The 15167-nt window shown below is 35.4% G+C and carries 12 protein-coding genes, 1 pseudogene and 1 other annotated feature (1 of these 14 running past the window's edge); all 13 genes and pseudogenes read right to left on the bottom strand.

Features of this window, described 5'->3' with window-relative positions; translation table 11 throughout:
* Window position 1: a binding site (T-box leader), on the bottom strand; it reaches 210 nt to the left of the window's first position.
* A gap of 63 nt (window positions 2–64) precedes the next feature.
* On the bottom strand, window positions 65–1414 hold the full coding sequence (locus tag DFR79_RS02750; RefSeq protein ID WP_133513977.1) for an HD domain-containing phosphohydrolase: 1350 nt from the start codon (window positions 1412–1414) through the stop codon (window positions 65–67).
* 19 nt (window positions 1415–1433) lie between these two features.
* Window positions 1434–2375, bottom strand: coding sequence for a carbohydrate kinase family protein (locus DFR79_RS02745; RefSeq protein WP_133513976.1), 942 nt, complete (start codon window positions 2373–2375; stop codon window positions 1434–1436).
* Window positions 2376–2533: 158 nt separating this feature from the next.
* A complete protein-coding gene (locus tag DFR79_RS02740) occupies window positions 2534–4006 on the bottom strand; it encodes a glycoside hydrolase family 32 protein (RefSeq protein WP_166637952.1) in 1473 nt (490 codons plus the stop codon).
* A gap of 47 nt (window positions 4007–4053) precedes the next feature.
* The gene (locus DFR79_RS02735) at window positions 4054–5070 is read right to left on the bottom strand and encodes an ABC transporter ATP-binding protein (protein ID WP_133513974.1); all 1017 of its coding nucleotides are present in this window, start codon (window positions 5068–5070) and stop codon (window positions 4054–4056) included.
* A gap of 18 nt (window positions 5071–5088) precedes the next feature.
* Window positions 5089–6096, bottom strand: coding sequence for an ABC transporter ATP-binding protein (locus DFR79_RS02730; protein ID WP_166637951.1), 1008 nt, complete (start codon window positions 6094–6096; stop codon window positions 5089–5091).
* 16 nt (window positions 6097–6112) lie between these two features.
* Window positions 6113–7285, bottom strand: coding sequence for an ABC transporter permease (locus DFR79_RS02725; RefSeq protein WP_133513973.1), 1173 nt, complete (start codon window positions 7283–7285; stop codon window positions 6113–6115).
* A 19-nt stretch (window positions 7286–7304) separates the two neighbouring features.
* Entirely contained in the window at window positions 7305–8291 is a 987-nt protein-coding gene (locus tag DFR79_RS02720; RefSeq protein ID WP_133513972.1) for an ABC transporter permease, read from the bottom strand.
* A 75-nt stretch (window positions 8292–8366) separates the two neighbouring features.
* Window positions 8367–10250, bottom strand: a complete 1884-nt coding sequence (locus DFR79_RS02715) for an ABC transporter substrate-binding protein (RefSeq protein WP_133513971.1) — start codon at window positions 10248–10250, stop codon at window positions 8367–8369.
* Window positions 10251–10364: 114 nt separating this feature from the next.
* Window positions 10365–11372: a LacI family DNA-binding transcriptional regulator gene (locus DFR79_RS02710; protein WP_133513970.1), complete on the bottom strand. Its 1008-nt coding sequence runs from the start codon at window positions 11370–11372 to the stop codon at window positions 10365–10367.
* A gap of 301 nt (window positions 11373–11673) precedes the next feature.
* The gene (locus DFR79_RS02705; RefSeq protein ID WP_133513969.1) at window positions 11674–12426 is read right to left on the bottom strand and encodes an MBL fold metallo-hydrolase; all 753 of its coding nucleotides are present in this window, start codon (window positions 12424–12426) and stop codon (window positions 11674–11676) included.
* 106 nt (window positions 12427–12532) lie between these two features.
* Window positions 12533–13204 (bottom strand): HesA/MoeB/ThiF family protein, encoded by a 672-nt coding sequence (locus DFR79_RS02700; RefSeq protein WP_133513968.1) that lies wholly within the window; start codon window positions 13202–13204, stop codon window positions 12533–12535.
* 2 nt (window positions 13205–13206) lie between these two features.
* The gene (locus DFR79_RS02695; RefSeq protein WP_133513967.1) at window positions 13207–13491 is read right to left on the bottom strand and encodes a ubiquitin-like small modifier protein 1; all 285 of its coding nucleotides are present in this window, start codon (window positions 13489–13491) and stop codon (window positions 13207–13209) included.
* Between the two features lie 104 nt (window positions 13492–13595).
* A pseudogene (locus DFR79_RS02690) lies at window positions 13596–15074 on the bottom strand (aldehyde ferredoxin oxidoreductase family protein); the annotation flags it as partial.
* Between the last annotated feature and the right edge of the window lie 93 nt (window positions 15075–15167).

Below are 15167 nucleotides of genomic sequence, written 5' to 3'. Positions count from 1 at the left end.
TTTTGTTTATTTTTTTGTATTATATAGTATTTGTTTGCTGATTGCAAGAGATTTTAAAATTTAATTAAGAACTAATCATTTCTCTCATCTTTAAAAATTCAAAAATACTGAAATCAACTGAGAAAAAGTAATCAGAAACTTCTCTGGTTGTTTTTGCTTCCGAAAATTCTTTTAGATCTCTGCGAAAAGCATAAACTTCATCTAAATGCTCCAGTAAAATATCCAGAATCTCCCCCTGAAAATGCTGATTTCTTTGACTGCTTACAATCTCTACACATTTTTCGCGAGAAAAAGCATCTTTATAAACTCTTTTGGAAGAAAGAGCATCAAAAACATCTGCCAGGCCAACGATTCTGGCTTCGACTGGAATTTCTTTTCCCTTGAGTCCCTGGGGGTAGCCGCTGCCGTCCCATTTTTCATGATGAGAATAGGCAATATTGTAGGCCATGTTTAATACTTCTGAATGAGAACCGGCCAGTATTTTGGCTCCGATCTCCGGATGGTTCTGCATTACCTCATATTCCTCAGCAGTCAGTTTGCCGGGCTTCTGCAGTATTGAATCCGGAATTCCAATTTTACCAAGATCATGCAGCAGAGAAGCAAAAAAAATATTTTCGATTTCCTTCTCAAATGCTCCTAATTCTCTAAAAATCAAAGCTGAAGTAAAACCAATTCTTAAAATATGGAAAAGACTGTCCTCGTCTCTAAATTCTCCCGCCTCACAGAGTTTCTGCATAATCTCCCGACTGAGTTCCTTATTATCGGCTACCATTGCATCTAAACGCATTTCCTTTTCTTCCAGACTCCTCAGTTTATCTTCAAGTTCAAAAAGAGAATCATTAATAAATAGGGAAATTAATTTCTTCAGCTCAGGCTTTTTATTATTTAATTCTTCCGGCTGCCAGTCTTCCTTCTGATAAGAAACCCTCTGCTGCTCCAGTAAGTTATGATAATATTTAGCCAAATCTTCGGCAACTTCTGCCTCTAAACTTAAAAAGCCTTTAAAAATACGGTAATCATCTTTATTAATTTTCTGCAGTTCAGGTTTTTCTTTTGTGGCCAGCACTGCCGAATAATCTGGATGAACTACAATCACTGACCATTCTTTGAGCAGTGGTGAATCATCGCTGAGATTAATAAAAGTTGTGTTTTCAAAGTCCTGTGCAGCATTATCTGGAATGTCTTTTGCAAATACAAAAATCTGGCGGCAGAGATTATCCAGCTCTAAGTAACGTTCTCTTTCGTATAAAAAGAATTTATATTCTTGAAATAGAACATAAATATCAGCATATAAGTCATATTCTTTTACCACTTTTTCTACAGAATGAGACATCGCTATCATCGAAGCCTTTGTATAAACCTCTGCATCTAGAGTAGAACTACTGCCCTCTAAATATTTATATAAGCCCTGCACAATTTATCACCATCCCTGTTTATAATTCTAATTCCTGAACCTCTGCCAGAGTTGGCAGTGCTGCCATTGCTCCGGTAGCTGAAGCAGCAAGAGAACCGGAATAGTTTGCAAATTTAAGCGTTTTTTCTAAAAATTTGTTATCAATTTCTGCCAGGGTTAAATCAACCTGATTAAAATTATATAATACTCCTGACATAAAAGCATCACCAGCTCCAGTTGTATCAACTGCATCTACCTCAAAAGCATCGACAAAACCTAAATCATTTAAAAAATAATAAGAGCCTTTACTGCCGCAGGTGATAAATAAAATAGGTATTTTATACTCTGCCTTTAGTTTTTCGGCACCCTTTTTGATATCTTCTTCTCCAGTTAAAAACTCTAACTCTTCTTCAGAAACTTTAACGATATCCACCTCATCCATTACAGATAAGATCATTTCTTTTGCTTCAGCCAGAGAATCCCAGAGCATTTCTCTTAAATTAGGATCATATGAGATCAGCATTTCATTCTGACGTGCCAGCTCTATCCCTCTTTTCGTTGCTGATCTTGCCGGCTCATCAATCAAGGAAATTGAACCGAAATGATAAATTTTATTCTGCTCAAAAAGCTCAGTGTCAATCTCATCTGCCCGCAAAAATCTATCAGCACTGGGATCTATGTAAAAATCAAAGCTGCGGTCTCCATCCTGATCTAAAGTGACAAAAGTAATTGCAGTTTTTGCCTCATTAGTTAAAATTAAATTATCAATATTAACTTTTTCTGACTCTAACTTTTTAGCCAAAAATTTACCTAAAACATCATCTCCCACTTTACCAATAAAGCTTGTATTTACTCCCAGTCTGCTTAAAGCAACAGCAACATTGGCGGGTGCTCCACCTGGATTTTTACGAAAGTCCCTATTTTGATCATCTAATGGTGTAAAGTCAATTAAGGCTTCACCTAAAGTTATTACTCCCTGCATTAAAAAGTCCTCCTTATTAAATTGAATAATATTTCCTTTATTATAACATAAATAGAGCCAAATCAACATTTTTAGGGATAATTTTTTCGCTCAGTTATTTTTAATCTGAACTAAAATCCGCTGTTGATTTGACCGCTGAGATGAGAATTATTAAGTTATTACCATATACTATTAATTTTAAGCACATTAAAACTGTTTATTTTAATTTCAGATTTATTTGCAATTAGTTCAATTTCATTTGATTTTTCCTCTGGAAAAACTAAATCAGTAATTGAAATTTCACCCTCGTCAATAAAAATCTCTAGTGACGATTGATCAACTAAAATATCTACTATTAAATTATTACTGCTGCTGATTCTATTAATTTTTTTCTGTTTCAAGTAATTATGATTAAAATTCACCAGCCCAGTTTTACTTAAATCCAGGGTAAAAGTATTTGTTTTCCCATCATAATTTAATAGTGACTGCTGCTCATCTTTTTTATGTAGGGCAAGACTGAAACTGCTCTCATCACTTATCTCTAATTGTGCTTTTAGATGATAGCTTTGTAAATCACAGGGAATCGAAAGCTTATCTTTTAAGAGAAAATTTTCTTGATGATAAAATTCTTCTTTAAGCTGTTTCAGTTCCTTTACTGGTTTTTGAATTAGCCTCAATCCAGCCTCAGTTTCTTTTAACGACAGCTCTCTGGGAATTGACATCATCCCTTTCCATCCATCTGTTGGAATGTCTTCAGCATAAGCAATATTATTCATCCAACCTAGCCAGATTCTTCTTTGATCAGGCATATTAGACCAGCTCTGCAGAGCATATAAATCCTGACCAAAATCTACTTTATAACTTTTTTCTTCATTAGCTTTAAATCTCATACCATCAAATTCTCCGATAAAGTACTGGGTGGAAACTCCTGCTTCTCCCCCCTGCTGGTCTCCAATCTGTAAAATCCATTTCTCTTTTTCGTTATTACTGGCTTCAATTTTATTTTTCTTTTCAACTGGAAGTTTAAATAGATCAGGACATTCCCAGACTCCACCATGGCTCCCCAGTTCGGAACCAAACTCACTTAAATATTTCCATTTTTTTAAATCTGGAGAATTATAAAATCTAACTCTATCATAACAGGCAATAACCATTACCCACTTTTCAGTTTCCTGATGCCAGAAGACCTTAGGATCACGAAAATCTTCAACCCCATAATTTCTGATAACAGGATTTCCTTCGTATTTTATCCAGCTGCGGCCACTATCCTTACTGTAGGCAATTGCCTGCTGCTGTAATGGACCTTCTTCTCTTTCAAGATGAGTGGTATAAACTGCTACAAGTCCCTCACCACCATCAAAAAATCCGGTAGTATCATTTTTATCTACAACTGCAGACCCCGAAAAAATCATACCAAGTTCAGCATCAGGTTCAAGTGCAACCGGTAAATGATCCCAGTGAATTAAGTCTTTACTGACAGCATGTCCCCAGTGCATTGGTCCCCAGACAACATCTGCTGGGTTATACTGATAAAAAAGGTGGTATTCTCCCTGATAATATACCATTCCATTTGGATCATTTGACCAGTTTTTTTCCGGGCTAAAGTGATACTGCAGTCTGTATTTTTCCTTATATAAATTATTTGCAATCATTTTATCCATCCTTCATATTTTAAATAATATCCATTTTTTCATTTAATTTATGCTCTTTTTCTATTTTTTATTCCTTTTAATTCAAGTGAATCTTTGAAATGACAGGCCGCAAAATGCTCTCCCTTAATATTTTCCCACTCAGGTTTTTGCTCCGCACACTTCTCTTCCGCATAAGGACAGCGTGTCCTGAAAATACATCCTGATGGTAAGTTAATAGGATCAGGTGTAGAACCCTCTAGCACTATTCTATTTCTGCTCTGTCCTGCCCTTGGAACTGCAGATAAAAGCGCTTCAGTGTAAGGATGATGAGGGTTTCTTAACAACTCTTCCCTTTCTCCAATCTCCACAATATTTCCCATATACATAACAGCAATTCTATCTGAAACATAACGAATAACTCCCAGATCATGAGAAATAAATAAAAATGTAAGATCAAGTTCTTTCTGTAGTTTTTTTAATAAATTTAATATTTGAGCCTGAACTGAAACATCAAGTGCAGAAACAGGTTCATCGGCAACAATAAACTGTGGTTTAATAGAAAGGGCTCTGGCTATTCCAACCCGCTGGCGCTGACCTCCACTAAAACTGTGAGGATAACGACTTAAATATTCTCTTCTTAAACCAACCTCTTCTAATAAATCTCCTGCTCTCTTTTTTCGACTGGCTTTATCCCCTATCTTGTTAACCACAAGCGGCTCAATAATATTGTCCATTACTGTCATTCTTTCATTTAGTGATGAAAAAGGATCCTGAAAAATCATCTGCATATTGGCCCGAACTTTACGCATCTCCTTTTTATTTAACTCAAGAACTGAAACTTTTTCATTTTCCTGATTAAAATAAACATCACCAGCAGTTGGCTCCTGCAGTCTTAAGACTGCCCTACCTAAAGTAGATTTACCACAACCACTCTCTCCAACGAGGCCCAGTGTTTCTCTCCTTTTTATTTTTAAATTAACTCCATTTACTGCCTTAATCTCACCAACCTTACGATTAAAAATCCCTTTTTCTATAGCAAAATATTGCTTTAAATTATCAATTTCAACTAATGTATCCTGCTGCATTAATTTTCCTCCTTTCGCTTATTCACTATACAGAAAACATCGAACAAAGTGGCCTTCTTCCACCTCGATTTTTTCTGGTGGATTACCCTGATCACAAACTCCAGCCATCATTTCCGGACAGCGATCAGCAAAAGGACATCCAGCAGGGATATTTATAGGATCAGGAACTGTCCCCTTTACCGGCTTTAATTCTTCCAATTCACCATCTAAAGAAGGAATTGAATTCCATAAGCCTTTAGTATAAGGATGAAGTGGATTATCTATAATTTGGTCTGAATCGGCAAATTCAACTTCTCTACCTAAATACATTACTGCAATTTGATCGGCCACTTCGGAAACAACCGCCAGGTTGTGAGTAATAATAATAATCGACATTCCGGTTTCATCCTGCAGTTCTTCTAATAATTCTAGTATTTGGGCCTCAACTGTTACATCTAAAGCAGTTGTGGGCTCATCAGCGATTAAAAGTCTTGGTGAACAGGATAGAGCCATGGCAATCATCGCTCTCTGCAGCATACCTCCGCTAAACTCGTGGGGATAGGAATCTATCCTCTCTTCTGCCTTTGGAATACCTACCTGATCTAATAAATTGATTGTCTTATTTTTTGCTTTCGTTTCTGCCATTTCAGGATTATGAATCAATATAGCTTCCATTATCTGATAACCAATTGTATATTGAGGACCAAAAGATGTCATCGGTTCCTGGAAGATCATTGAAATCTCATTTCCCCTTATCTTTCTGATCGTATCTCCTCTGGCATCCAATTTGGCCAGATCTATAATATTATTATCTTTCTGCTGATATTGAATACCTCCATCGACAATTTGACCGGGAGGAGATGGGATTAATCTTAAAATGGAATGAGCAGTTACAGATTTACCACAACCACTTTCTCCAATAATCCCCAGAGTTTTACCCCTTTTAACACTTAAATTAACTCCATCCACTGCTTTGACCGTACCGCGATCGGTAAAAAAATGTGTTTTTAAATTTTTCATCTCTAAAATATTTTCATTATTATTCATTATAAACTCCCCCCTTCTATTTGCTGGAATATGGATCGGCAGCATCTCTGAGTCCATCGCCAATAAAGTTGAACATTAAAACTGTTACGATTACAAAAACAGTTGGAATTAGATGCCAGGGGTAATCTGCTAAGACTGTAAGATCCTGTGCGTCCTGCAGCAGTGTTCCCCAGCTGACAGCAGGAGGCTGAATACCGAGCCCCAGAAAACTCAGGGTAGTTTCGCCTAAAATCATTCCTGGAATTGCTAGAGTAAGGTGAACAACTAAATAACTGATAAATGCAGGAAGTAAATGTTTGGTGATGATTCTGAAATCACTGGCCCCTGCAGCCCTTGCCGCCATTGCAAACTGTTCATTTTTTAAAGACATTAATTTACCGCGAACAACTCTCGCCAGACCTGTCCAGCCCACTAAAGCTAAAATCATAGTAATCGCAAGATAAGTTTGAACAGCAGTCCAGTCTCTGGGTACAGCTGCAGAAAAAGCAATCCAGAGAGGAATTTTAGGTATGCTCATCAATAATTCAACAGCCCTCATAATTATTTCATCAATAACTCCACCAAAATAGCCTGAAATACCTCCAAGTAAACTACCTATAATAAAACTTAAAAATACTCCTCCAAAACCAACAAATAATGAAACACGACCACCAAATAAAATTCTAGAAAATATATCACGGCTCAAATTATCTGTACCAAATAAAAATACAGGTGCATCTTTATCTCCGGTTCCAAATAGTTTATGTTCCATTGGTATAAAGCCCAATAATTTATAGGGCTCAGATTTTACAAATAGTTTAAGAGAATATTCTTTAGTTTTATCAATTACATATTCATACTGAAAAGTTTCGGTATCTAATTCTTTACTGTAGCTGTAAACAAAGGGAGTTCTTAAACCATTTTCTTCACTTATTACATGAATTTCAGTTGGTGGAGCATATTTATAATCATCAATTCTTTCAGTATGAGCATAGGGAGCCACAAAGCCCGCAAAAATGGATGTGACATATAAAATTGCAAGAACTGTCAAACCAAGCGACGCCAGTTTATGTTTTTTAAAACGGTACCAGATCAGCTGACTTTGCGATGCATATTCTAAACTCCTATATTCTTCTTTTTTATTTTTAGAAAATATATTTTTAATATAACTGAGAAACTTTTTGAAAATAGAACTTTTAGATTCAGCCATTTCAACACTCCTTTCCTAATTATTTATACCTTACTTTTGGATCTACCCAGGCTAATAAAATATCTGACAGCAGAGTTCCAATTACCGTCAGTGAACTTAAGATCATTATAATTCCACCTGCAAGATACATATCTTCACTTTTAACTGAACCCAATAATACTGGTCCAAGTGTTTTTAAATTTAATACCTGAGATACAACAACCTCTCCCCCGACAATTGCCGGAAGCATCCAGCCAATTGTACTAATTAAAGGATTTATTGCAACTCGAACAGGATACTTTAAAATCAATTTTCTTTCTTTCATCCCTTTTGCTCTGGCTGTGGTAACATACTGCTTTTTTAATTCATCAAGCAGGGTTCCTCTTAAAGTTCTTATCAAACCTGCAGTTCCAGCTGTAGCAATTACTACCAGTGGAATCCAGAGGTTTTTCATCATATCCAATAATTTAGCAAAAGACCAGGATGCATCAACAAATTCAGGTGAGAATATACCAACAACTGCCCAGCCTGTATGAACATAAACAAAATACATTAAGACAAGTGCAAATAAAAAGTTTGGTAAAGCCAGACCAATAAAACCAAAAAAAGTGACAATATAATCAAAAATTGAATATTGATAACGAGCTGAAAATATTCCAATTGGGACAGCTACAATCCACTGCAATAACATTGCCATCATAGAAATCATAATTGTCATTGGTGCTCGCTCAGCTATGATTTCGCTGACCGGCTGTTTATAGACAAAAGACCTCCCCATATCACCTTCAAAAATCATGTTTTTCATCCAGGTAAAATATTGTATATAGGCCGGCTGATTTAGTCCATATCTACTTTGAAGCCTTTCTATTTCTTTTTCATCAGGTTGATATCCCTGATTTTTTAAATTCTGAATATATGTTTCAACATAACTTCCAGGCGGTAATTGAACTACTATAAAAGAAATAACTGAAATAACTACTAGTAAGGGAATAATCACTAAAAATCTTCGTAAAATATAATTACCCAACTCTTCTCCCCCTCTTTAAATTTTATTTAATAGCAGCCAGGTCGAACCCAGCTGCTACTTTATTAAATTACTGTTCTATTTTTTAAAATATAACTGATCAATATTTCTTGGAATATCAAGTCCCCATGGATAACCTTCAGCAGGCACATTTCCTAAATCTTTTGAAATAATATTAGGACTTGTAACGTCTGCTACAGGATAGAGCATTACAAAATTGTTATCAAACCAGTTCTCCAGTTTCGCAAATAATTCTTTACCTTTTTTAGATTGAGCAGGATATTTCTTTCTTGCTGTATGGATATCAAAGAATTTCTGCAAATATTCTGGTGGTGTTCTGCCTCCCAAACCAAGATAGTTATCATAAGAAGCTGGAGCCCAGGAACCTTTAAAATCCGGCAGATAATCTTCGGAAATTCCGGAAGGCCAGATTGGACCATCATTCCAGTGAATTGAGCCCATAAATTTATTATTATAGTTTCGCTGCCACCATAAATCTATACCCATTTGATCAACTGTAGTTCTAATTCCTATATTCTCAATATGCTGTTTTAAAAGTATAGATAGTGGCACAATATCTGGAGCATGATCAGTAACGGAAATCACAAACTCAAATTTGCTGCCATCAGGTGCCAGTCTATAACCTTCATCATCAAATTTATCCATCCCAATTTCAGCTAATAATTTTCTTGCTTTTTCAGGATCATGAGTTGCAGTTAAACCTTTTTTGCCATAACGACCAAAATAAATACTGTTATTCACATCTTCAGAGTCAATAGCTAAGGCCAATGCTTTTGCGAATCTCTTATCTGGATCCTGCATTAAATCCTGCCAGACACTATCTTCTTTTTGATAATTGTAATCTTGATTTAAAAAGAGAAGGGGAGGATTATTTATTGAACCAGTAAGAATAGTATTGTAATTCCCTTTTACTTCATTCTGCTTATATAACGACATTTTATTTAAGGTTGCACTCTGAGAAAGAAGATCAACATTGCCAGAGATGACTCTCATATCAATTGATTCCTGTTTATTAACTTTTGCTACCTTTATGTTATCAATATATGGAAGCTGATTTCCCTCTTGATCAACTTTCCAGTAATATGGATTTCTTTGATACTTCATTACATTAGAATCAATTTGTACAGGCATCCAGGCTGTAAGTACTGGTGCTCCAATAGAATATGGTTGATTTAATTCCCAGTGGTTTATATCTTTCAGGGTTAATAATTCTGACCAGCTTGTTAAACCTTCCTCATCAATTTCTGCCTGCATTTCTTCTACTGGAGTAAAATCTTTGTGAAATTGTTTTAAATAATGAGCAGGTTTGAATATTTTTGTATAGTCAGTAATCCAGGAAGCTAACTGAGTTTCAAACCAGCCGAATTCTTCTGAAAACTTAACTTTAAAACGATATTTATCAATCACTTCTAGCTGACCGGGGTTGCCATTTGGATCTTTTAACATGGCAGGAAATTGCTCAGCAACATCTTCGTCAGCATAAAAATTTTCAAAAGCAAATCTGACATCTTCAGTTGTAACTTCTACTCCATCAGACCATCTTAATCCTTCACGGATTTTAAACTCAAATTCTGTATAGTCTTCATTATGCTTATATTCACTTACAATCGCAGGTTTAGGATTTTCAGTCGTTTGACCGGGAGCTCTCAAAACAGGAGTTCCAAATCCTAAAAACAATTCATGCACTACTGCATCTACAGAAACAAGGTTAAGGGTCCCCCCATATTCACCTATCTGATAGTCTAGATATTTTTCGGGTACCTGGGTTCCAGTCTGAACTACAAAAGGTTGATCTGGTAGTCTATTCTCTATTCCAGGTAGATCACCACTCTCAACTTTTTCATCTAATACAGGTGATTGATTAAAATCTGCCGCCATAACAGTTTGTCCCACCAATAATACAGAAACTAAAAGCATAAAAACTAATAATTTTTTACTCATTATTTTCCTCCTAAATTTTTTTATTAACTAATTTCAATCTAAAAATTATAATTTTAAAGATATTTTTTAATCACCTCCATTGTTTTTGCACACGCGTTCAAAAATTGAAAAAAATTATTTTATTTTATAATCACTTGATTCTCTAACAATTAACTCTGGTTCTAAAAACTTATGTTCAAAATTTAAGTTGTCTTTGTCCTTTAATCTTCTTAGTAATATATCAATAGTAACCTTTACCATCTTATCAATTGGTTGAGCAATAGAACTTAAAGTTGGCCTACTTTCAGAAGCAAAAAATGTATTATCAAAACCTACAATTGATAAATCATCTGGAATCTTATACCCGGCATCATAAAAAGCATGGATAGCTCCAAAAGCTCCAAGGTCATTGCCAACAAAATAAGCGGTAGCCTTAAGTCCGTAATCATTGAGATATTTACTAACTGCATTATAAACTTTTTGAGAAGCGGATCTTCCAGAAAAATTACATTCTATATAATTTTTTTTATCAATTGAAATATTCTTCTTCTCTAATTCTTTTTCGTAACCTTTAAGTTTCCCTTCTAAATCTGGATGTGGGCCAATAAAAGCAAATTGTTGATGTCCCATTTCCATAAAATGTTTTGCAGCCAGAGCCCCACCTTTTTGATGAGAAATTAAAACTGAATCAAATTTATTAATATCTTTAGTTAAGGTTACAACAGGAATATCATTATCTTTTAATTCCTCATAATGACTTAGCTTAAATTTTGAAGGAATAATAACTATTCCATCTACCTGACGACCAAATAAAATATCAATATAATTTTCTTCTTTTTTTATATCACCAGCAGAATTACAAACAATAATATTATATCCTTTATTATTTGCCTCAATCTCAAGTGCTTCAATAATTTCACTGTAAAATGGGTTAGAAATATTAGGTGCAATGACACCTATTAAATAAGATTGATTGCTAACTAAACTTTGAGCAACTTTATTTGGCTTAAAGTTCAGCTCTTTAACTATTTTTAGTATTCTTTGTCTTTTTTCTTCCTTCACTGAATCATGACCATTAATAACTCTAGATACTGTAGAACGTGATACCCCTGCTTTTTCTGCAATGTCTTTCATAGTTGTCATCTAAAACACCTCATTAGTCTTATGTAAATTATAAACTTATATATCAACTTTTTGAACACGTGTGCAAAAACTTTTAAAAAAATATTGATTCAACGTATTTTAAGTATAAATTAATTAATTATAATTGTCAAGCAATTTCCAAAATTAATTAGTTCTTTAATGAAATACTTCCCTGTAAAATTAAATACAACAGACAAAAATTTAGAGCCGCAGCTAAAACCTGTTCTGATATAAGGACCAAAGCAAATCATTTGAAGGTTTTAACTATGGCTCATAATAAAAATAATAAATTCCCTTAAATTTATTTTCTGGTATACAGTATCTTCTCTCCCGGCTCAGTGATCTCAGCAACTCGGGTCTGATTTGAATTAAATCGATCTCGAAAAAATTTTGTCACATCATAATTATCAGCAAAATGAATTGGCACAAAAAGCGCCGGCTTAACCTGATCAATAAAATACTCTCCTGCCAGATAATAATGCTCCTCTAATCTTGGATCAACCGGAACAAAAGCAATATCTATCTGCTTATCTTTAAATTTTTCTACTTCTCTTTTATATTCTCTTGCTTCTCTTTTTTGAACTTTTTCGGTAAATTTCTTCCATTTCCACCAGTTTAAATCTCCGGCATGAAAAATTGATAAATCCTCAAGCTCAACCAGAAAAGAAACACCTTTATCTGTGCTGCCATAACTTGAAATATTAATATTTTCCAGCTGCAGTTTTTCGTCTTTTTCCATTAAATAAAGGTTATCCTTATTTTTTAGCTCTGTAGCTGGTTCTACCTCAGCTGCTAAAATGTAATTTATCTGATTACAATATTTTTCCCAATCAAATATAACCTGATTGTAGTGATCGTGGTGACTGTGAGAAACAAAAACATAGGCTTCTGTTATATTTTTAAAGCTGTCTTCTCTCACTATTCCTTTTTCCAGAGAACTCTGCAGAGTCTTTTCCTGCTGGGGCTGATCTTTATAATAATCAAATATAAATAATTTATTTTCAACTCTAACTGCGGTTCCACTGTGAAACAAATGATATATTTCTGTCTGCATATTATCATCTCCTGAGTTTAAGGCTAACAAAGAAATTTTGTTTTATCAAGTGTAGAAATTACAATTCGTTTTAAAAGTAATATATTTTATTCTGGCAGCTTTCAAATTATTTTAAATCTATTTTTTCCATTTGACTGCTCAATAGATCAATGTGCAAAAGCTGATTTTCTAGATAATCATCAAAAGCAAGCAGATACTTTAAAGCTTCCAGCACCTGAATCGAAGCTGTAACTGTTACAGCCGGGGAAAAAACTGCGGGGGCTTCTTGCTTATCTGAACCGGTAAAAACATCTTTTAAGCGCAGCTCACTTTCGGGCAGTACCAGCATGATCTGGGCAAAAAATTCTTCTATCCCGGCATGGATAAAGGGAAGCTCATTTTCTACGGCCAGCTGATCTAAAATAAAGCGCGACTCAAAATTGTCCATGCCGTCAAAAATGATATCTATATCTTCTGGAACTTCAGTCTCCAGAGTTATCTTTTCATTTCTGGCAATAATCTCAGTCTCTAAATCAAATTCATTTAAAAATTCAGCTGCTGCCTCTACTTTTAAGCGGCCAATATCCTTTTTCCCATAACAGAGCTGTCGATTGAGGTTACTGACTTCCACCTGATCATAATCATAGAGATAAATTTTATTGATCCCAATCCGCTGCAGCTGTAATGCCTGATTGGTACCCAGGCCCCCGGTACCGGCAATCATAATATTTAATTCTTCCAGCCTCTGCTGCTGTGCTGCAGTAAATAATTTCTGCTGTCTTTTTAGATAATCTTTCATAATTAACCTCCTGCCGATGGAGGAAAAAGAGTAACAACATCTCCATCAGAAACTTTTGTCTCAAGTTTATTAAGATGAAAGATATTTTGACCATTTACTAAAATTATTGTTCCTCGAGCAATACTGCCATCTTTCTTCAGTAATTTCTGGGTAAAATAGCCTTCAAAATCCTGATCCAATTTTTTGATTAACTCAGTAATAGTAATATCACTTTCAAGTTCATATTCAACACTCTTTGTATTCAAATTAATCCTAAATAAGGAATAAAGTTTAACTTTTAATGCCATATTTATCACCCTTTAATATTAAAATTCCACCCAGTTCCCGGCGGAGAACTGGATGGATTTACGAGGCTAAGTTAATTTAATCTAGACTGCAATTTATTTTTCGACTATTTAATCTTCATCTCAGTTAATTTCTGATCACTAATCCAGCCATCTTCCTGCCAGCCTCTGACCTCATAATACTCCGGTAAAATTTGTCTATACTCTGACTTTTTACCTTTTTGAGGGCCTTCAGGTAGTGGTTCATCAAAACGGGCAGGTAATTTATCTTCCTCTGGCAAAATTCCAGCTTCCAGGTTAAACTGACGCTCTAAGTTATAGATTCTCTCCCCGGCTTCAAGTAAGGAATCAGAAGTATAGTCAAATTGGGTCCCGGCATTAACTATCTCTCTGTAATCATCAAGTCCCAGCGCAAAGGAAGTAAAAAGACACATTCCAACCGAATCAATAACAGCTGTTAAATCCTGGAATGTTTTAACCCAGCCAGCTTTACCTTCCAGTTCCTGTGGATCCAGTTTTTCGGGAGAACCTAAAACCTCAGGTGAGATCATATAACCTCGAACATGACAGCCGCCGCGGTTAGAAGTTGCATAATTAAGTCCCTGGCCCTGAACTCCTCGGGGATCATAGGCAGGAAGTTCCTGTTTTTTAACACTCATTGAAAGTTCAGGCTGTCCCTTAGACTCTGCCAGGCGATATGAACCTTCTGCTAATTTATCACCTAATCCTTTGCGGTAAGCCATCTTTTCAGTGTAATAAATTATTGATTCTGAAGAACCAAAATTTAATTCTGGACCATTTTCCAGTTCATCTTTATCTATATACCCTTTTTCATATAACTCCATGGCACAGGCTATAGTTGTACCTGCGGTAATAGTATCCATGCCCAGATCATTACAGAGGAAATTAGCTTGAGTAATTGCATTTAGATCATTGACTCCACAATCAGCTCCAAATGCCCAGCCTGACTCGTATTCTGGACCTTCTCCCTGCTGGCCATTAGGGAGTTTAGTATTTCTGGCACAGCGAATTGGACAGCCATAACAGCCGCTATTAGACTGCAGATAACCTTTTTCGACAAGTGCTTCTCCCGAAACTTCGTCTACACCAGCAAAGGTACCCTGCTGAAAATTGTGGGCCGGATAAAGACCAGTAGAATTAATAATATTATCCAGTACTTTGGTACCTAAAGCAGGTAATCCCTCTCCAGTAACTCCATCTTCTTTCAGCATCTTAGTCTGCTTTTTGACAACCTTCATCATTTCATCTTTAAAATACTCAACCTGTTTTTCATCTGCTTTAACCACAACTGCTTTTAAATTCTTGGAGCCCATTACTGCACCGACTCCAGTTCTACCGGCAGCTCTGTCTTTTTCATTCATAATTGAAGCAAATTTAACTAAGTTTTCACCGGCCGGACCAATACAGCTGACTCTTGCATTTTTATCTCCGGCTTCTTCAATCAAAAGATCAGTGGTCTCATAAACAGTCTTACCCCAGAGATCAGAGGCATCTTTTAGTTCAACCTCTTCTCCTTTAATTGAAAGATAAAGTGGTCGTTCAGCTTTACCTTCAAAAATTATAATATGATTGCACTGCGAAAAGTCTAAAATAATTCAAAAAATAAAAATCTAAAAAATTAAATAATGGTATTAGGACATCTGTCCGGTGATATTTGA

Source organism: Halanaerobium saccharolyticum (genome assembly GCF_004362045.1).
GTDB classification, from domain to species: Bacteria; Bacillota; Halanaerobiia; order Halanaerobiales; family Halanaerobiaceae; genus Halanaerobium; species Halanaerobium saccharolyticum_C.
This window is presented reverse-complemented; position numbering and strand designations above follow the sequence as displayed.

Coding starts and splice junctions, on each gene's coding strand:
- DFR79_RS02730 (WP_166637951.1), bottom strand. CDS start 6,096: ATGAATAATAATGAAAATATTTTAGAGATGAAAAATTTAAAAACACAT.
- DFR79_RS02725 (WP_133513973.1), bottom strand. CDS start 7,285: ATGGCTGAATCTAAAAGTTCTATTTTCAAAAAGTTTCTCAGTTATATT.
- DFR79_RS02740 (WP_166637952.1), bottom strand. CDS start 4,006: ATGATTGCAAATAATTTATATAAGGAAAAATACAGACTGCAGTATCAC.
- DFR79_RS02715 (WP_133513971.1), bottom strand. CDS start 10,250: ATGAGTAAAAAATTATTAGTTTTTATGCTTTTAGTTTCTGTATTATTG.
- DFR79_RS02695 (WP_133513967.1), bottom strand. CDS start 13,491: ATGGCATTAAAAGTTAAACTTTATTCCTTATTTAGGATTAATTTGAAT.
- DFR79_RS02705 (WP_133513969.1), bottom strand. CDS start 12,426: ATGCAGACAGAAATATATCATTTGTTTCACAGTGGAACCGCAGTTAGA.
- DFR79_RS02700 (WP_133513968.1), bottom strand. CDS start 13,204: ATGAAAGATTATCTAAAAAGACAGCAGAAATTATTTACTGCAGCACAG.
- DFR79_RS02735 (WP_133513974.1), bottom strand. CDS start 5,070: ATGCAGCAGGATACATTAGTTGAAATTGATAATTTAAAGCAATATTTT.
- DFR79_RS02710 (WP_133513970.1), bottom strand. CDS start 11,372: ATGACAACTATGAAAGACATTGCAGAAAAAGCAGGGGTATCACGTTCT.
- DFR79_RS02745 (WP_133513976.1), bottom strand. CDS start 2,375: ATGCAGGGAGTAATAACTTTAGGTGAAGCCTTAATTGACTTTACACCA.